Source organism: Paenibacillus sp. 1A_MP2, assembly GCF_052244825.1.
Taxonomy (GTDB): Bacteria; Bacillota; Bacilli; order Paenibacillales; family Paenibacillaceae; genus Paenibacillus; species Paenibacillus vandeheii.
The window spans coordinates 4,692,851-4,709,735 of sequence record NZ_JBQQCS010000001.1 but is presented as its reverse complement, the minus strand read 5'-3'; the positions used below and the strand labels follow the sequence as shown (position 1 = coordinate 4,709,735).

13 protein-coding genes and 3 pseudogenes are annotated in these 16,885 nt (G+C 46.8%); all 16 read left to right on the top strand.

From position 1 onward, the window contains the following. Window positions 1–10: 10 nt before the first annotated feature. The 16 genes and pseudogenes from rbfA to ACTWJ7_RS22900 all read left to right on the top strand — a co-directional run bounded on the left by rbfA (window position 11) and on the right by ACTWJ7_RS22900 (window position 16,746). Window positions 11–370: a 30S ribosome-binding factor RbfA gene (gene rbfA, locus ACTWJ7_RS22975; RefSeq protein ID WP_079346932.1), complete on the top strand. Its 360-nt coding sequence runs from the start codon at window positions 11–13 to the stop codon at window positions 368–370. A gap of 19 nt (window positions 371–389) precedes the next feature. Next, entirely contained in the window at window positions 390–1,367 is a 978-nt protein-coding gene (locus ACTWJ7_RS22970; protein ID WP_024630259.1) for a DHH family phosphoesterase, read from the top strand. Next, the gene (gene truB, locus ACTWJ7_RS22965; RefSeq protein ID WP_301879225.1) at window positions 1,361–2,284 is read left to right on the top strand and encodes a tRNA pseudouridine(55) synthase TruB; all 924 of its coding nucleotides are present in this window, start codon (window positions 1,361–1,363) and stop codon (window positions 2,282–2,284) included. Before ACTWJ7_RS22970 ends, truB begins: the two co-directional genes overlap by 7 nt. 66 nt (window positions 2,285–2,350) lie before the next feature. Continuing rightward, window positions 2,351–3,289: a bifunctional riboflavin kinase/FAD synthetase gene (locus ACTWJ7_RS22960; RefSeq protein WP_301879224.1), complete on the top strand. Its 939-nt coding sequence runs from the start codon at window positions 2,351–2,353 to the stop codon at window positions 3,287–3,289. A gap of 159 nt (window positions 3,290–3,448) precedes the next feature. After that, on the top strand, window positions 3,449–3,718 hold the full coding sequence (rpsO, locus tag ACTWJ7_RS22955; RefSeq protein ID WP_024630262.1) for a 30S ribosomal protein S15: 270 nt from the start codon (window positions 3,449–3,451) through the stop codon (window positions 3,716–3,718). Between the two features lie 252 nt (window positions 3,719–3,970). After that, a complete protein-coding gene (gene pnp / locus ACTWJ7_RS22950; RefSeq protein WP_024630263.1) occupies window positions 3,971–6,073 on the top strand; it encodes a polyribonucleotide nucleotidyltransferase in 2,103 nt (700 codons plus the stop codon). Between the two features lie 240 nt (window positions 6,074–6,313). Then, window positions 6,314–7,291: a polysaccharide deacetylase family protein gene (locus ACTWJ7_RS22945; protein WP_301879552.1), complete on the top strand. Its 978-nt coding sequence runs from the start codon at window positions 6,314–6,316 to the stop codon at window positions 7,289–7,291. A 98-nt stretch (window positions 7,292–7,389) separates the two neighbouring features. Then, window positions 7,390–8,673 carry a M16 family metallopeptidase gene (locus tag ACTWJ7_RS22940; protein ID WP_301879223.1) on the top strand — a complete coding sequence of 428 codons (1,284 nt, stop codon included), beginning with the start codon at window positions 7,390–7,392 and terminating at the stop codon, window positions 8,671–8,673. Next, entirely contained in the window at window positions 8,633–9,079 is a 447-nt protein-coding gene (gene dut / locus ACTWJ7_RS22935) for a dUTP diphosphatase (protein WP_024630267.1), read from the top strand. Before ACTWJ7_RS22940 ends, dut begins: the two co-directional genes overlap by 41 nt. A 224-nt stretch (window positions 9,080–9,303) precedes the next feature. Then, complete coding sequence (gene dpsA / locus ACTWJ7_RS22930) at window positions 9,304–10,203, top strand: dipicolinate synthase subunit DpsA (protein WP_079346921.1); 900 nt, start codon at window positions 9,304–9,306, stop codon at window positions 10,201–10,203. Continuing rightward, entirely contained in the window at window positions 10,200–10,796 is a 597-nt protein-coding gene (locus ACTWJ7_RS22925) for a dipicolinate synthase subunit B (RefSeq protein ID WP_024630269.1), read from the top strand. Before dpsA ends, ACTWJ7_RS22925 begins: the two co-directional genes overlap by 4 nt. Before the next feature lie 420 nt (window positions 10,797–11,216). Next, window positions 11,217–12,432: pseudogene (dapG, locus tag ACTWJ7_RS22920) on the top strand (aspartate kinase). Window positions 12,433–12,479: 47 nt separating this feature from the next. After that, window positions 12,480–13,357, top strand: a pseudogene (gene dapA / locus ACTWJ7_RS22915) (4-hydroxy-tetrahydrodipicolinate synthase). 474 nt (window positions 13,358–13,831) lie between these two features. Continuing rightward, window positions 13,832–15,511, top strand: coding sequence for a ribonuclease J (locus tag ACTWJ7_RS22910; protein ID WP_024630273.1), 1,680 nt, complete (start codon window positions 13,832–13,834; stop codon window positions 15,509–15,511). 236 nt (window positions 15,512–15,747) lie between these two features. After that, window positions 15,748–16,532, top strand: a pseudogene (locus ACTWJ7_RS22905) (ClpP family protease). After that, entirely contained in the window at window positions 16,504–16,746 is a 243-nt protein-coding gene (locus ACTWJ7_RS22900; protein ID WP_443145904.1) for a YlzJ-like family protein, read from the top strand. Before ACTWJ7_RS22905 ends, ACTWJ7_RS22900 begins: the two are co-directional and overlap by 29 nt. Window positions 16,747–16,885: the final 139 nt, after the last annotated feature.

The following is a 16,885-nucleotide window of genomic DNA, read 5'->3' as shown; positions in this document are numbered from 1 at the left end:
GTGAACAACAATGGCTAAGGTTCGTACAGGTAGAGTGAGCGAGCAGATCAAGAAAGAATTAAGTCTGCTCATCCAATCTGAACTGAAAGATCCTCGTATCGGCTTTATTACCGTAACGGGAGTCGAAGTAACAGGGGACTTGTCGCAAGCCAAGGTTTATCTGAGTGTCTTCGGTGAACAGGAACAAAAGGATAACTCGCTTAAAGCGCTGGCCAAAGCAAATGGATTTTTGCGTACCGAACTGGGCAAGCGTATCCGTTTTCGACATGTTCCCGAGTTGATATTCAAGATCGACGAATCCATCGCATATGGCAGCCGGATCGAGAAGCTGCTTGGTGATATCGGTACCGACAAGAACGAATCCGAGTAACAGAATAAAGGAGACGGCAATGCACACTTATGAACAGGCGCTTCAGGACGGAAAGCAATTTCTGCTGGAGCATGATGATTACCTGGTCGTGTCGCATGTACAGCCGGACGGTGACGCAGTCAGCTCGACGGTAACGGTGGGCTGGCTGCTGTCATGTCTGGGTAAGACATTCACGATGATTAATGAAGGTGAAATTCCTCAGCGCATGCATTTTTTGTGGGAAGCTGGCAAGATCGTGAACATGACCGAACAACCACCGGAGCGGAAATATAAAGCGATAATCTGTGTGGATTGTGCAGATTTCTCCAGAGTAGGTCTGACTCGTCATTATTTCGAAGAAGATGCTGTCATTTTAAATATTGATCATCATCCGACGAATGACGCATATGGCACAGTAAACATCATTAAGCCAGACGCGGCAGCAACGGCTGAAATTCTGTTTGATTTCCTTAATCTTTTCCCAGTGAAATGGAATAAAGATGTGGCTACAGCAGTATATACAGGATTGCTAACAGACACAGGTGGATTCCGCTATGCCAATACGAGTCCTAATGTGATGACCACCGCATCCAAATTGCTTGAACATGGTGTGGACGGGCCTTATCTCGCACAAATTTTGCTAGAGCAGGTGACGCTTCCCCAAGTGCGTATATTGAATCAGGCACTCTCAAGTCTGCAAATGACGGACGATGGCAAAATTGCTTGGGTAGTCATTACACCAGAAGATATGATCGCTTGTGGTGCAGCCAATGAAGATCTTGAAGGGGTAGTCAATTACCCGCGCAACATTCAAGGTGTGGAAGTGGGTATCTTTTTCAAAGTAATCAATGACAATGCCGTAAAAGTATCTCTTCGGTCGGCGGGCAAGGTTGATGTTGCTTCGCTTGCACAGAACTTTGGTGGAGGCGGACATGTCCTCGCTGCGGGATGTCGCGTGGAAGGTAAGTTGGAAGATATCGTTGCATTAGTGCTGAAGCAGGTGAATACTCAATGGTAAAACCATTTGAAGGCGTACTTCCGGTGTACAAACCAGCGGGATTTACGTCTCATGATGTTGTGGCCAAAATGCGTCGCATTCTCAAAATGAAACGTATTGGTCATACAGGCACATTGGACCCGCAAGTTACTGGCGTACTGCCACTCTGCCTTGGACGGGCAACACGTGTGGTGGAGTACATGCAGGAGCTCCCCAAGGAATACCTGGCAACGCTACGACTGGGTCTGTCTACAGACACCGAGGATATGACGGGTGAGGTTATTGAGCGGTCAGAGAAGGCTGTTGAGGTAACACAGGAGCAGGTTCAGCAGGTGCTGGAACAATTCCAGGGCACCATCTCTCAGGTTCCACCTATGTATTCGGCGGTCAAAGTGGATGGGAAACGTCTCTACGAACTTGCTCGTGAAGGGAAAACGGTAGAGCGCAAGAGTCGTGAAGTTACGATCTATGAACTGGAACTGACAGGAATTGAGAAACAAGGCGACACCACGGATATATCGTTTCGTGCTTTATGTTCCAAAGGGACGTATATTAGAACCTTATGTGTGGATATCGGCAGGAAATTGGGGTATCCGTCCACAATGCTACAATTGGAGCGCACGATATCGGCTGGCATTTCCGCTGATCACTGCCTCCGCTTTGAAGAAGTGGAACAACGCATGATGGATGGAACGTTAGCCGAGGTGCTGATTCCGGTTGATGAAGCCATTTCTTCCATCCCGGCACATACGGTTGGTGCTGATCAGGCCAAGGGAGCACTTCAAGGCCAGAAATTGTCGGCGCGTTTGCTCGAACCGCCTGCTGAGCAACCAGGTCTATTGCGGTTATATGATCAGGATGGGACGTTTCTGGGGATATTTGAGCGGGATGAATTGAAAGCAACGGTGAGAGCTGTTAAAGTCTTTTTACCGGAATAAAGAGGTTCCTGGTTTGAGTGGTGGTACTCAAGCCTGGCCTATCAAGTGAAATGCAGGTGAATGATTGTGAAAACCGTAATGCTAACCTATCCGCAGACGTTAGATTCGGCTGTTCAGGGCACACAACCCCAAGTGCTCGCGATCGGCCAATTTGACGGGCTGCATCTCGGACATGCAAGTGTCATTTTGTCAGCTGTCCGCATTGCACGCGAAACGGGCATGCAGGCAGCGGTGATGACCTTTCATCCTCATCCGAAGGAAGTTATGCGCAAAGGGGATTACGAGGGTTATCTTACTCCCTTGAGAGATAAAGAAGACATCCTGTCTGAAATGGGTGTAGACGTACTCTATGTGGTAGAATTCAATGAGTCGTTTTCAAAGTTGACGCCGCAGCAATTCGCACATGACCTGCTGCTTCCGCTTCAGACTCGAACAGCCGTAGTTGGTTTTGACTTCCGCTTCGGTCACAAGGGAGCAGGAGATGAGCAGCTTCTTCGCACATTGGGAGAAGGCCAAATGACGGTGGAAACGGTACCTCCATTCCTGTTAAACGGGGAGAAGGTGAGCAGTTCTCTTATTCGTGGCCTGTTGAAGCGGGGAGAAATGGACGAAGCCAGTCAGTGGCTCGGACGACCTTACAGCATCAGGGGAACAGTGATTCATGGGGAGAAACGTGGACGGACCATTGGGTTTCCTACCGCTAACCTTGAACTCACGGATCATTATGTTACGCCGGCAAAAGGCGTTTACGCTGTTCGGGTGCAGTATGGGGAGCAGGAACTGCGTGGCGTCATGAATCTCGGTGTGAAACCTACCTTTCACGAAAGCGGGATGAAACCTACGTTTGAAGTGCACTTGCTTGATTTTGATGGGCTGTTATATGACCAGGAATTAAAGGTTGAGCTCGTTCACTACATTCGTGCAGAACGGAAGTTTGAATCCATTGATGCATTGATCAGTCAGATTCGTGAAGATGCATTAACCGCCGCCCGCCTGTTATCTTGATGTCCAGGATAAAATACAGGTTTACATTTACTTTGTCTGGGCAACTATGATATAATGTACTACGTTGTCGTTTGAGACAACAAATAACCTTGGCTTGGTTGCTTGCTCTCACCGGCGGCGACGAGGCTAATGGCGATTATAATGAAGGAGGTGAATAGGATGGCATTGACTCAAGAACGTAAACAACAACTGATCGACGAGCACAAAACTCATGAGTCCGATACTGGATCACCTGAGGTGCAAGTTGCTATCCTTACGGAAAACATCAAAAGTTTGACAGACCACTTGCGTACGCACAAGAAGGACCACCACTCACGTCGTGGACTTTTGAAAATGGTAGGTCAACGTCGTAAGCTTTTGGCTTACGTTAAAAACAAAGATGTTAAACGTTACAGCGCACTGATCGAAAAACTCGGATTGCGTCGTTAATTATCGTACATGTTTTCTAAATCAACCTGGCTGTTATCCGTCATTCCTTTGTCTAAAAGGACAAGCGGAGCTTACAGCCGGGTTGTTTTGTAGATGAACATGTTGCCATATATTTGTAGCTGACGGCTCCGCAAGGAGCTTTTGTTTTGCAAGTGAGCATGTTGCTGTGGAGTTAATGAATGCAGGACAAGCAGGAAATACTGTGAAAATGCAGAATCCATTGTGTTAGGAACGATTAAAAGGAGGGATTTCATGGAACAGCGTGTTGAAATGCAGCTTGGTGGAAGAACGCTTACGCTTGAAACAGGGCGTTTGGCCAAGCAGGCTAATGCTGCCGTTAAGGTAACATACGGAGATACCGTTGTATTGTGTACCGTAACAGCATCAAGTGAGCCTAAAGATCTGGACTTTTTCCCATTAACGGTAAACTATGAAGAAAGATTGTATGCCGTAGGTAAAATCCCAGGTGGATTTATTAAACGTGAAGGCAGACCGAGTGAGAAAGCGATTCTTTCGAGCCGTCTGACAGACCGTCCGATTCGTCCTTTGTTCCCGGAAGGTTTCCGTAATGATGTACAAGTTCTTAATATCGTTATGAGTGTGGATCAGGACTGCGAACCGCAAATTGCTGCCATGATTGGTACATCGGCTGCACTGAGCATTTCGGATGTTCCATTTAGCGGACCGATTGGTGGTGTGAAAGTTGGACGTATTGATGGCGAATTCATCATTAATCCAACGATTGCACAGCTTGAGATAAGTGAGATTGAACTCGTTGTTGCAGGAACCAAAGATGCCATCATGATGGTTGAAGCGGAAGCGAACGAAGTTCCGGAAGAAGTAATGCTTGAAGCAATCATGTTCGGACATGACGAGATCAAAAATATTGTTGCAGTCATTGAACAACTCGTACAAGTGGCTGGTAAAGAAAAAATGGCTGTGAAATTGCATACCGTTAATGCTGAAGTTAACAGCAGTGTACGTGAGTTCGCCAGTGCTCGTCTGGTTGAAGCTGTTAAAATTGCTGAGAAACATGCACGTCAGGATGCAATCGATGTTGTGAATGACGAAACTGTTGCTCACTTCGAAGAGAAGTATATTGAGACTCCTGAACTGCTCAAAGATGTAAAAGAAGTGCTGCACGATATCGTTAAAGAAGAAGTGCGCCGTCTTATCACACATGACAAAGTTCGTCCGGATGGACGTGGACTCGCTGAGATCCGTCCAATTGAATGTGATACTTCCCTGCTGCCACGTACTCACGGTTCAGGTCTGTTCACTCGTGGTCAAACACAAGCGCTCAGCATTTGTACACTTGGTGCACTGGGTGATGTTCAGATTTTGGACGGAATCAGTCTTGAAGAAACGAAACGTTTCATGCATCACTACAACTTCCCGCCGTTCAGCGTAGGTGAAGCTCGTCCACTGCGTGCTCCAGGCCGTCGTGAAATCGGACATGGTGCTCTGGGTGAGCGTGCTCTTTCCAAAGTAATTCCTTCCGAAACGGACTTCCCATACACGATTCGTCTGGTATCCGAAGTACTGGAATCCAACGGTTCTACTTCCCAGGCAAGTATTTGTGCCAGCACATTGGCTATGATGGACGCAGGTGTACCAATCAAAGCTCCAGTAGCGGGTGTAGCTATGGGTCTGATCAAAGACGGAGATCATGTATCCATTCTGAGTGATATTCAAGGTATGGAAGATCACCTCGGTGACATGGACTTCAAAGTAGCAGGAACACCTGATGGTGTAACAGCTATTCAAATGGACATCAAAATTGATGGTATTGATCGTCAAATTTTGTCCGAAGCATTGGCTCAAGCCAAAGAAGGCCGTATGCACATCTTAAGCAAAATGACTGAAGTGATGAAAACTCCACGTGAGCAATTGTCACAATATGCCCCTAAAATTACAACAATGCATATCAATCCGGACAAAATCCGCGATGTTATCGGTGCAGGTGGTAAAATTATCAATAAAATCATCGAGGAAACCGGTGTTAAAATTGATATTGAACAGGATGGACGTGTCTTTATCGCTTCTTCTAACCAAGAGATGAATGATAAAGCCAAATCGATCATCGAAGGGATCGTACGCGAAGTACTGGTCGGCGAGATTTATGTCGGTAAAGTAAAACGTGTTGAGAAGTTTGGTGCATTCGTTGAAGTGTTGCCGAACAAAGAAGGTTTGGTACACATCTCTCAACTGTCCACTGAGCGTGTTGCTAAAGTGGAAGATGTGGTTGCCATTGGTGATTCCATTACGGTAAAAGTAACGGAAATTGATCCACAAGGCCGTATCAACTTGTCCCGCAAAGCCGTATTGACTGCCGAAGCTCCGGCTCAATCCTAGGCTGCGTGCCATCGTTTTTTAAAAGATAGATTGAATGAAGAGACAGAATGTGAATTTCTGGCTCTTTTTTTATCGTTTAAATACTTTTTTTTGAAATCACTTTTTATCCATTAAAGCCTTTGAATCCAGCTTTGAAGATCGTTTACATGAACAGCCTGTTTTATTCATATTCTTGCCCTTGTCCTCATATGATGGGGACAAAGACGGCGGGAGGATGGAGCTGTGAAAAACCAATCCAAAATGCTGGCGGCTGTCATGGTAGGTATGGCAGCTGTCATAATGGTCGGACAAGTGGGCAGTGTACGTACATACATTACGGAAATTCGTGATGGGCCAGGCACGCAAAATGCATTTGATATGTTTAAAGAGGCAACCGGAGAAGATCAGCTGTTGTCGGCGATCCGGGATAAAGCAGCCGAAACGAAAATCGCTCCGGTAAATGCCAGAGTGGATCGGGTTTGGAAAGCGATACCCGGGTATAACGGGATAGAGATCGATGTGGAGGCCACGTATCGCAAGGCGCTTGGTGGGACGCTGAATACGAAGATAGCATATGTCTATCGGCAGACTGAACCTGAAATTCAGCTTAAAGATTTGGGTGCACACCCGATTTATCGGGGAAATCCCGAAAAACCCATGGTATCATTTATGATAAATGTAGCATGGGGCAATGAATTCATTATCCCGATGCTAGATACGCTTGATGCTGAAAAAGTCAAAGCTACTTTTTTTCTGGATGGCAGCTGGCTGAGCAAAAACGAGGAACTGGCCAAAGAAATCCAAAAGCGTGGACATGAGTTATCGAATCACGCATACTCACATCCGAACATGAGTCGGTTGAGTACGGAGCGGGCCAAGTTGGAAATCAGTAAAACCGAGGATCTGCTCAAAGAAAAGTTGGGTGTGCAGAACCACTGGTTTGCTCCGCCATCCGGTGATTTTAATCAACAAACAGTCGACATTGCTTCCGGGATGGGACTGCAAACGGTACTTTGGACTCTGGATACCGTGGATTGGCGCAAACCGAGTTCTGATTCTGTTGTAGCCAAGATCGCCAAAAACGTGGAAGCCGGCACATTAATTCTAATGCATCCTACGGCTGCTTCTTCAGGAGCTCTAAAAGGAATGATTGATTCCATACGGGCCAAGGGTTTGACGCTTGGAACCGTTAGTCAAACGTTGTCATCCGAGCGGTTGAAGGGTTCAGCGGTTGAGTGAATGATGTTTTTTTGTTAATATCAAACAGTTGGAACCAAATGTCGATTTCGATCTCGCGTTGAAATCTAGGCAATTATAGAGATGTAGGAGGGCCAACCGTGAAAAAAATTCAGCTGGGCAATGGCCTCAGAGTTGTTATGGAACAGATCCCGACCTGTCGTTCCGTGTCATTTGGAATATGGGTCAAGACAGGTTCTCGTAATGAGCAGCCTGCAAACAACGGAGTATCCCATTTTATTGAGCACATGTTGTTCAAGGGAACGGATCGTTATGATGCCAAGGCGATTGCGGAGCAGTTCGATGCAATTGGTGGTAACGTCAATGCGTTCACTTCGAAAGAATACACTTGTTATTACGCCAAAGTATTGGATGAACATCTGCCAATAGCAGTGGATGTGTTGTCGGATATGTTCTTCCGCTCCAAAATGGATGATGGTGAATTGCTCAAGGAGAAAAACGTCATTCTGGAAGAGATATCGATGTATGAGGATACGCCGGATGACATGGTCCATGATCTTATGGCTTTGGCTGCTTATGGTGAGCATCCGCTGGCTTATCCGATTCTGGGTACCGAAGAGCGCCTCAAGGCGATGGACTCCAGCCATCTGCGTGCATATATGAAAGAGCACTATACGATTGAGAATACCGTTATTAGTATCGCTGGTAATATTGATGACAGTGTAATCGATTTGATGGAAAAGCATTTTGGTGCTTTTGATATCAACGGTGTAGCTGAACAAGTCACGCTACCTGCGTTCCAGAGCGGACAACTCTTTCATAAAAAGAAAACGGAACAAAATCACATCTGTATCTCGTTCCCGGGATGTAAAATTGGAGATCCGCTTCAGTTCGCTATGGTCGTGCTGAACAATGCGATAGGCGGAGGAATGAGCTCCAGACTGTTCCAGGAAATTCGGGAGAAACGTGGTCTGGCTTACTCCGTTTATTCGTATCATAGTTCGCATGCCGATAGTGGACTCTTCACCATATATGCAGGTACAGCCCCGAAACAGACGAAGGAAGTGCTGGATCTGACCAAAGAGGTCCTGCATGATCTGGCTGTAAATGGTTTATCTGAAGATGAGCTGCGCAAAGGAAAAGAACAGCTGAAAGGCAGTCTGATCCTCAGTTTGGAAAGCACAGGCAGCCGAATGAACCGCCTGGGCAAAAACGAGCTGATGCTGGGCAGACACCATACGCTGGACGAAATGATTGCTAAAATTGAAGAAGTGACGATGGACGATGTTAATGCTGTGCTGGACCTGATGTTTGCTGAGCCGTTTGCGCTCGCTATGGTCGGTGCTTCGGATCGTACGATCGCTGGATTAAGAAGGGATGATTTTGTTGCATTACGTTCAAATTCAAAAGTTACCGGGCAATGAAGATATTAAATTGCCTCAAAAAATGTCAGAGCTGGCCTCCGGCTTTGATGTAGTTGCGGCATTGCAGGAAGAGGTAGTGCTGCAGCCGGGTCAGCGTACTTTGATTCCTACGGGACTCGCAATGGCGATGCCAGCTGGATTGGAGGCACAGATTCGCCCTCGCAGCGGACTGGCTTTCAAACACGGGATTACCTGTCTGAACACACCAGGCACCATTGATGCCGATTATCGGGGTGAAGTTAAGGTTCTTTTGATCAACCTGGGTCAGGAGCCATTCACAATTGTTCGTGGGGAGCGTATTGCCCAAATCGTCTTTCAAACCGTTCCAGCAGTTGAATTAACAGAGGTAGCTGAACTATCGGAAACGGTACGTGGAGAAGGCGGATTTGGTCATACCGGTAAATAATGGTTCCGAGATATAGCTGGTTCGGCGCATATGATGTAAAAAGAGTTTCATAATTTAATTTACTGAGCTTGCTCTGGAAGAGTCGTCCCCAATGGGCGGCTCTTTTTTTCTGTTTTGAACGTTAGAGGATATGTTTCTTTGGATGCTTGAATTTAATTGTTTCACCCCGCTGTGGGCCACTGCATACGATAAGGCATACATGTGGTGAAAGGAGTGACGTCCCGATGCTGACCGGTGTCCGGATTATAGTCATGGGCGGAGATGCACGGCAGCTTGAAGTCATTCAAAAGTGCGCAGAGCTGGATGCTACGGTAAGCGTGGTGGGCTTCGATAAGCTGGAGTATTCCATTCCGGGTATTGAACATCAGGAGTTGGAGGACGATGTATTTGCTTCGGCAGATGTACTGGTGCTTCCTGTAGTTGGGTGTGATGATCAGGGAAAAGTGAGTACTTCGTTCAGTAATACTTCAATTTTTTTGAAAAAGGAACATATTGCGGCATTGCCGGAGCATTGTATTGTGTTCACTGGCATGGCGAAGCCTTTTTTACGTGATCTATGCCGGGAAAATGGTCTGCGGCTTGTTGAAGTACTTGATCGTGATGATATCGCGCTCTACAACTCCATTCCGACAGCCGAAGGCGCCATTGGCATGGCGATTCAGGAGACGGACTTCACGATCCACGGCTCGGAATGCATTGTGCTCGGCTTGGGTCGAACAGGTTTCACAATGGCCAAAACGCTTCAGGGACTTGGAGCAAAAGTACGGGTGGGAATCAGGCGTGAAGAGGATGCTGCTCGAGCAGCGATAATGGGCTGGAAGCCTTTCATGACAACGGATTTGGCCGCTCAAACCGGGGATGTTGACTTGCTTTTTAATACGATACCGACTATGATAATCACAGCACAAATCCTGTCCAAAATGCCGCAAAAAGCAGTCATTATCGACCTCGCATCCGCTCCTGGCGGCTGTGATTTCAGGTATGCCGAAAAACGCGGTATCAAAGCGCTGCTTGCGCCTGGCCTCCCCGGCATTGTTGCTCCCAAAACGGCTGGCGGCATTATTGCCGACGTTTTAATCCGTTTGCTTTTGGAAGAACAAAACGCACGGGAGGTTGAACAATGAACTGGCAGGGAAAAACGGTAGGTTACGCAATTACAGGTTCTCATTGTACGTTTGAAGAGGTTATGCCGGTGATTAGCCGCTTTGTAGCCGAAGGAGCCAATGTTGTCCCGATTATTTCCAATTCGGTTCTGACTACGGATACACGCTTCGGGACCGCGCAAAATTGGCAAAAACAGTTGAAAGATATAACGGGGAATGATATCATTTCTACAATTGTTGAGGCAGAGCCGTTAGGTCCTTCCAAGTTGCTTGATGTGCTCGTAATTGCTCCATGCACAGGCAACACGACGAGTAAGCTGGCTAACGCGATGACGGACAGTCCGGTTTTAATGGCAGCCAAAGCCCAGATGCGAAATCAGCGTCCGCTGGTACTCGCTATTTCCACAAATGACGGTCTTGGGTTGAATGCTGCGAACATCGCCAAGCTGCTTGTGGCCAAATATCTGTATTTCGTGCCCTTTGGGCAGGATGACCCGGTGAAAAAACCAAACTCGTTAGTGGCTAAAATGGAGCTCATTCCGGAGGCATGCTGGAGCGCGCTTGAAGGCAAACAGTTGCAGCCAATGATTGTGCAGCGTTCTGCACAGGCTTAATAGTTTCTTAGGTCCAACGTAACATGTTTTCAGACATGATTCTGTACAGACTTAGTTACGGGGATAACGGTTATACGCTTGAAGAAATGAAGATGGTTCGAGAGACAAAGAAAATCATGGGGACGTTATGCTGGCATGAACAGCTACCTGTGCCCACGTTCCTTTCATCAAAAGGGCAATCCTGCTTGCAAACGATTAGGTCAGGCAAGCGGGATGAGTGCACGGGAAACGTGTGCGTCATGATCTCGATAACAACCGCGGCCTTCATTTGGGGATGGTTACACAAAATCTCCAAAGAGGAGCGGCATGAAATGCCGTATAAATTGCTGAAATTATCGCATCGGAACGCTCCCTAGGGTGATCCATTTGTTGAATTGACCCGTGTCCAGTCTTCTTGCGTACACAAATGGAGGAATAAAGATGCGCATCATGGTACAGAAATTCGGAGGTACGTCTCTCTCTACCGTTCAGGCGAGAGAGCATGTGCTCCGTCATGTTAAACGTGAACTTGAAGCAGGTTTGAGTCTGGTCATCGTTGTGTCAGCGATGGGTCGCCGCGGCGATCCTTATGCTACGGATACGCTACTGGATTGGACTGCACAGAACGGAAATGCACTATCTGCACGCGAAAAGGATTTACTGCTGTGCTGTGGTGAAATTATATCTGCGACGACTTTGAGCAGTTTGCTTGAACATGAAGGCATTCCAACTACAGTGCTGACCGGTGCACAAGCAGGTTTTGTGACGGACGACAATTTCGGGAATGCCCGAATTTTGGATGTCCGTCCTGTTCGTGTGCTGGAGCAGCTTCAGGTTGGGCGTGTTGTCATTGTTACAGGGTTCCAGGGGCAGACTGAGAACGGTGACTTTACGACACTTGGTCGTGGGGAAGCGATACGTCGGCAACAGCTCTTGGTGCAGCATTACAAGCTGAGATGGTGGACATATACACGGATGTAAATGGGATATTGACAGCAGATCCACGGATCGTGGAAGATGCTCGCCCGTTAACTGTTGTGAGCTATGCCGAGATATGTAATATGGCTCATCAAGGGGCCAAGGTAATTCATCCACGTGCAGTCGAGATTGCAATGCAATCCCAGATTCCAGTGCGTGTACGGTCTACCTTTGCTGATAGCGAAGGGACGCTGGTTACGCATCCAGAAGGATTCCAGGACGTGCAGACAGGCATAATTGACCGATATGTAACAGGGATTGCTTATGTAAGTAATGTTACGCAAATAACGGTGGAAGTGCCGGGCGGTGCAGATCGTTTACAGCTGAAAGTGTTCAAAACGATGGCAGAGAACTCAATTAGCGTAGATTTTATTAATGTTACCCCCTTGGGAGTTGTCTATACCGTTTTCGATAGTGATTCCGAGAAAGCTATACAGGTACTGCAGGAAATTGGTCTTAAACCGCAAAGTCTTTCCGGTTGCGCCAAAGTTTCCGTCATTGGTGGAGGTATTAACGGAGTGCCAGGCATTATGGCACGGATCGTGGAATCCCTGACACTGGCAGATATCCAGATCCTGCAATCTGCAGATTCCAATACAACGATTTGGGTACTTGTGAAAAAGAAGATATGGTTCAAGCTCTGAGGGCACTTCACGCCTCATTCGAACTTCACTTGTAGGGAGGCCGAAGTCAGCGAGCCGGACCTGTTTTGAAGGAGGAATCGAATTGGACTTTGGAAGATTGATTACAGCAATGGTCACTCCGTTCAACGAACAAGGGGGATCCATTGGGAGGAAACTGCACGTCTGATTGACTATTTGATTGAAGATCAGAAGTCTGAGACGCTCGTTGTTTCAGGAACAACTGGAGAATCTCCCACGCTAAGCGACAAAGAAAAAATAGAGCTATTCGAATTCGCAGTAAAACATGCGGCTGGACGGTGCAAAATTATTGCCGGAACAGGTAGCAATAACACCGCCCATTCAATCCATCTGACTCAGGACGCTGAACGTGCTGGCGTAGATGGCGTTTTGCTGGTTGTTCCTTATTACAACAAACCAAGTCAAGAGGGAATGTATAGACATTTTGAAGCGATCGCTAACGCAACGAAACTACCAATTATGTTATATAACGTTCCTGGGCGTACCGCAGCCAGTCTTTCGGCTGCAACAACGCTTCGTTTGGCTCAGATTCCTAACATTGTAGCTACGAAGGAATGTGTATCTTTGGAGCAAGTCACGCAGATTTCTGCGGGGGCACCGGAACATTTTAAGGTGTATTCCGGTGATGACGCTGCTGGCTTGCCTGCCATAGCTGTAGGCGCTTATGGGATTGTTAGCGTTGCGAGTCATGTGGTAGGCGCTGAGATGAAACAAATGATTGATGCCTTCTTCGGTGGAGCGCCTGTACAGGCGGCTCAGATTCATCAGAAGTTGTTTCCGGTGTTCAAAGGCCTATTCGAGTGCCCGCAGCCTTTACCGAACCCTGTGGCGGTGAAATACGCTCTTACATTGCGAGGTCTGAACGTAGGATCCGTACGCCTTCCGCTTATTGCCCCAACAGAGGATGAGCAAGAGTTTATTCGTAGGCTGTTAAACGAGTAAGCATGCGGATATGGAACTAAAATTGTTAACTTTTATAAACTATAAAAATGACAGAAGAACCGCTCCGCGTTAAGAGGAGGCGGTTCTTTTTTTTGACGACAATTGTTAGGTTTCTTTTCACAACTGTGGGTAAACGTAGGGGTTAACGAGAGAGTGACTTGTTTTTTTTGTTTTTAATCATGTATAATGATGTCAAGTGACTGGGTGCGGTATTTTTTTGAAATTGAAAGCGACATCGTTTCTTGGTGTGGCTTTGTGGTGAAAAAGGAAGGAACGGCTAAGAAGGATCATTTCAGAATCCATCTTGTGGGTGAAGGGGAATAACTTCGAAGAACTTCTTCCAAATATCGTGAATAAAGGTGCTCTTTTGCATTCATCCCTATTTACGGGCATGGGTGTGATGGACTGCTTTTCTTAACTTACAATAAAATAATAAGGTACGACGTCCAACTACCATAGGAGGTTTAGATTCATTTGTCTAAGAAAAATAACAACGATAAACTGATGATTTTTGCTTTGGGCGGCGTAGGCGAGATTGGTAAAAATATGTACGTCATCCAATACGCGAACGACATTGTAGTCGTAGATGCTGGTCTTAAATTCCCGGAAGAAGATATGCTTGGAATCGACATTGTCATTCCTGACATTTCTTATCTGACTGAAAACCGTGACAAAGTAAGAGGGATTATTTTGACTCACGGACATGAGGATCATATCGGTGGTCTGCCATATGTTCTGAAACACTTGAATGTTCCGGTATACGGAACAAGGCTGACTCTCGGACTTGTGGAGAACAAGCTGAAAGAAGCCAATTTGCTGGGTGAAACAAAGCGCATCCTGATTGATGCGGATTCCGAGATTCAACTCGGCTCTGTATTAAAAGCAACGTTCTTCGCTACTAACCATAGTATTCCGGATTCCGTCGGCGTATGTGTCGAAACACCGGAAGGCGCAGTTGTTCATACAGGTGACTTCAAATTTGACCACACTCCAGTCAATGGTCAGTATGCAGATCTCCAGCGTATGGCTCAGATCGGAACGAATGGCGTACTTGCCCTCTTGTCCGATAGTACCAACGCAGAGAAACCTGGATTTACACCTTCGGAGAAAAATGTGGGTATCGTTCTGGAAGACATCTTCCGCAAAGCAAGCCAACGTGTCGTTGTAGCAACATTTGCTTCCAACGTACACCGGATTCAACAGGTTATCAATGCAGCTGAAGTAACTGGACGTAAAGTCGCAGTTATTGGACGCAGTATGGTAAATGTGGTGGGCATTGCTTCTGAACTGGGTTACCTTGAGATTCCAGACGGCATGATCATTGAGCCGGAAGAAGTAGGCAAAATGGCTGCTGACCGTGTAGTAATTCTCTGCACAGGTAGCCAAGGCGAGCCGATGTCAGCGTTGACACGTATGGCTCGTTCCACTCACCGTAAGGTAGATATTCTACCTGGAGACACCGTAATTATCGCAGCAACACCAGTTCCAGGTAATGAGAAATATGTAGGCCGTACGATTGACGAACTGTTCCGTTTGGGTGCCAACGTGCATTACAGCGGTGCAAACAGTGGCGTTCACGTATCTGGTCACGGTAGCCAGGAAGAGCTGAAACTGATGCTTAACCTGATGAAACCGAAATATTTCCTGCCGATTCACGGTGAATTCCGTATGCAGCGCCGCCACGCGGTACTGGCTGAATCTGTAGGCATTGATCCAGATAACATTTTCATTACGGATATCGGTGAAGTGGTTGAAATTCAAGGCGGAGCCGCTCGTAAGGCAGGTAAAGTTACTGCAGGTAACGTGTTGATCGACGGTTTGGGTGTAGGCGATGTAGGTAACATCGTATTGCGTGACCGTAAATTGCTGTCGCAGGATGGTATTCTGGTTGTCGTGGTAACGCTGAGCAAACAGGATGGCAAAATTGTTTCCGGTCCGGACATTATCTCTCGTGGATTTGTCTATGTACGCGAATCGGAAGGACTGCTTGATGAAGCCAATCGCATCGTCAGCAGCACATTGCAGAAGTTGATGAGTGAGAACGTTAACGAATGGGCTTCACTCAAAACGAATGTTAAAGATGCACTCGGACGCTTCTTGTATGAGCAAACTCGTCGTAGACCGATGATTTTGCCTATCATTATGGAAGTTTAAAATAAATCAAACAAAACAAAACAAAACATAAATTCAGGCACACAGTCGCCCCTTCTCTACGAGTAATATTGGACGGTTCCTCGTAGAGAAGGGGCTTTTTTTGTTGTTTTCTGGTTCTACACCAGATTAAGGAGAAATTGATGAGTAATCGGGTATAAGTCAGCTGGAACATTCCCCATACTAAGGAAATACATTACATGTTTCTGGAGAAGGGGAGTAATCGAATGAGCGAATACATGAAAAACAAGCAAACACCTAAATCGGAACAACCGAGCATCGAGGCACCAGAAGTACCTGCACAAGAGGAAAAGACCATGTCTCCTGTAACGGAAGCCATTCAGCAATTTGGACAGACGCAGTCCCCGCAGCTGAATCGAACATCTACTGCATGACCATCATCGGTCAGGTGGAAGGACATTTAATTTTACCTCCGCAAAACAAAACAACAAAGTATGAACATATCATTCCACAGCTGGTTGCAGCAGAGCAGAACCAGCGAATTGAAGGCATTCTGATCATTTTAAACACGGTAGGCGGAGATGTGGAGGCGGGCTTGGCTATTGCTGAAATGATTGCTTCACTCAGTAAACCTACAGTTACGGTCGTCATTGGAGGAGGGCATAGCATCGGAGTTCCGATCGCGGTTGCCTCAACCTATTCGCTAATCGCGGGTAGTGCAACAATGACCATTCATCCGATCCGCATGAACGGACTCGTTATTGGTGTGCCTCAGACGTTTGAGTACATGGAGAAGATGCAGGAACGTGTTGTCAGATTTGTTACGTCGCACTCGAATATCTCTGAAGAAATGTTCAAGGAACTGATGTTTAAGACAGGCGAACTCAACCGGGATATCGGAACAGCTGTGGGAAGTGCTGATGCGGTCAAATACGGATTGATGGATGCCGTAGGCGGGATTGGTCAGGCCATTGCCCAGTTGAATCAGCTCATCGGAGACAAGAGACAGACGCTGCAGGCAGGGGCTATACCCAATGACACTCTACACAGTGATGCCACCTGAACTACTATGGTCAGGGATGTGGAATGAGGGAGAAGACACCCGGGAGATCAAGATGAATGGGTTATTGATGCAGGTCAGACCTGTTAATGAACATGAGGCTGTCATTGTACGTTTACTTGAATGCCCCTTGGAAGCTTATCTGAATCCCGCCAATATGCCGGATCTATCGTTCCGCTTTCGGGTAACCCGGGACCAACATAACACGACGAAATGAGACAAATTGAGCAGAAAAAGAACATATGTACGGATTATATTTGTATGGTATAATATTCTTCTGGGGGTGACCTGATTTTGGCCAGAAGAAAAAGAGGAAAAAAAAGGCCGCAGCGTTTAGCGGCGTTTTAAAATATGAA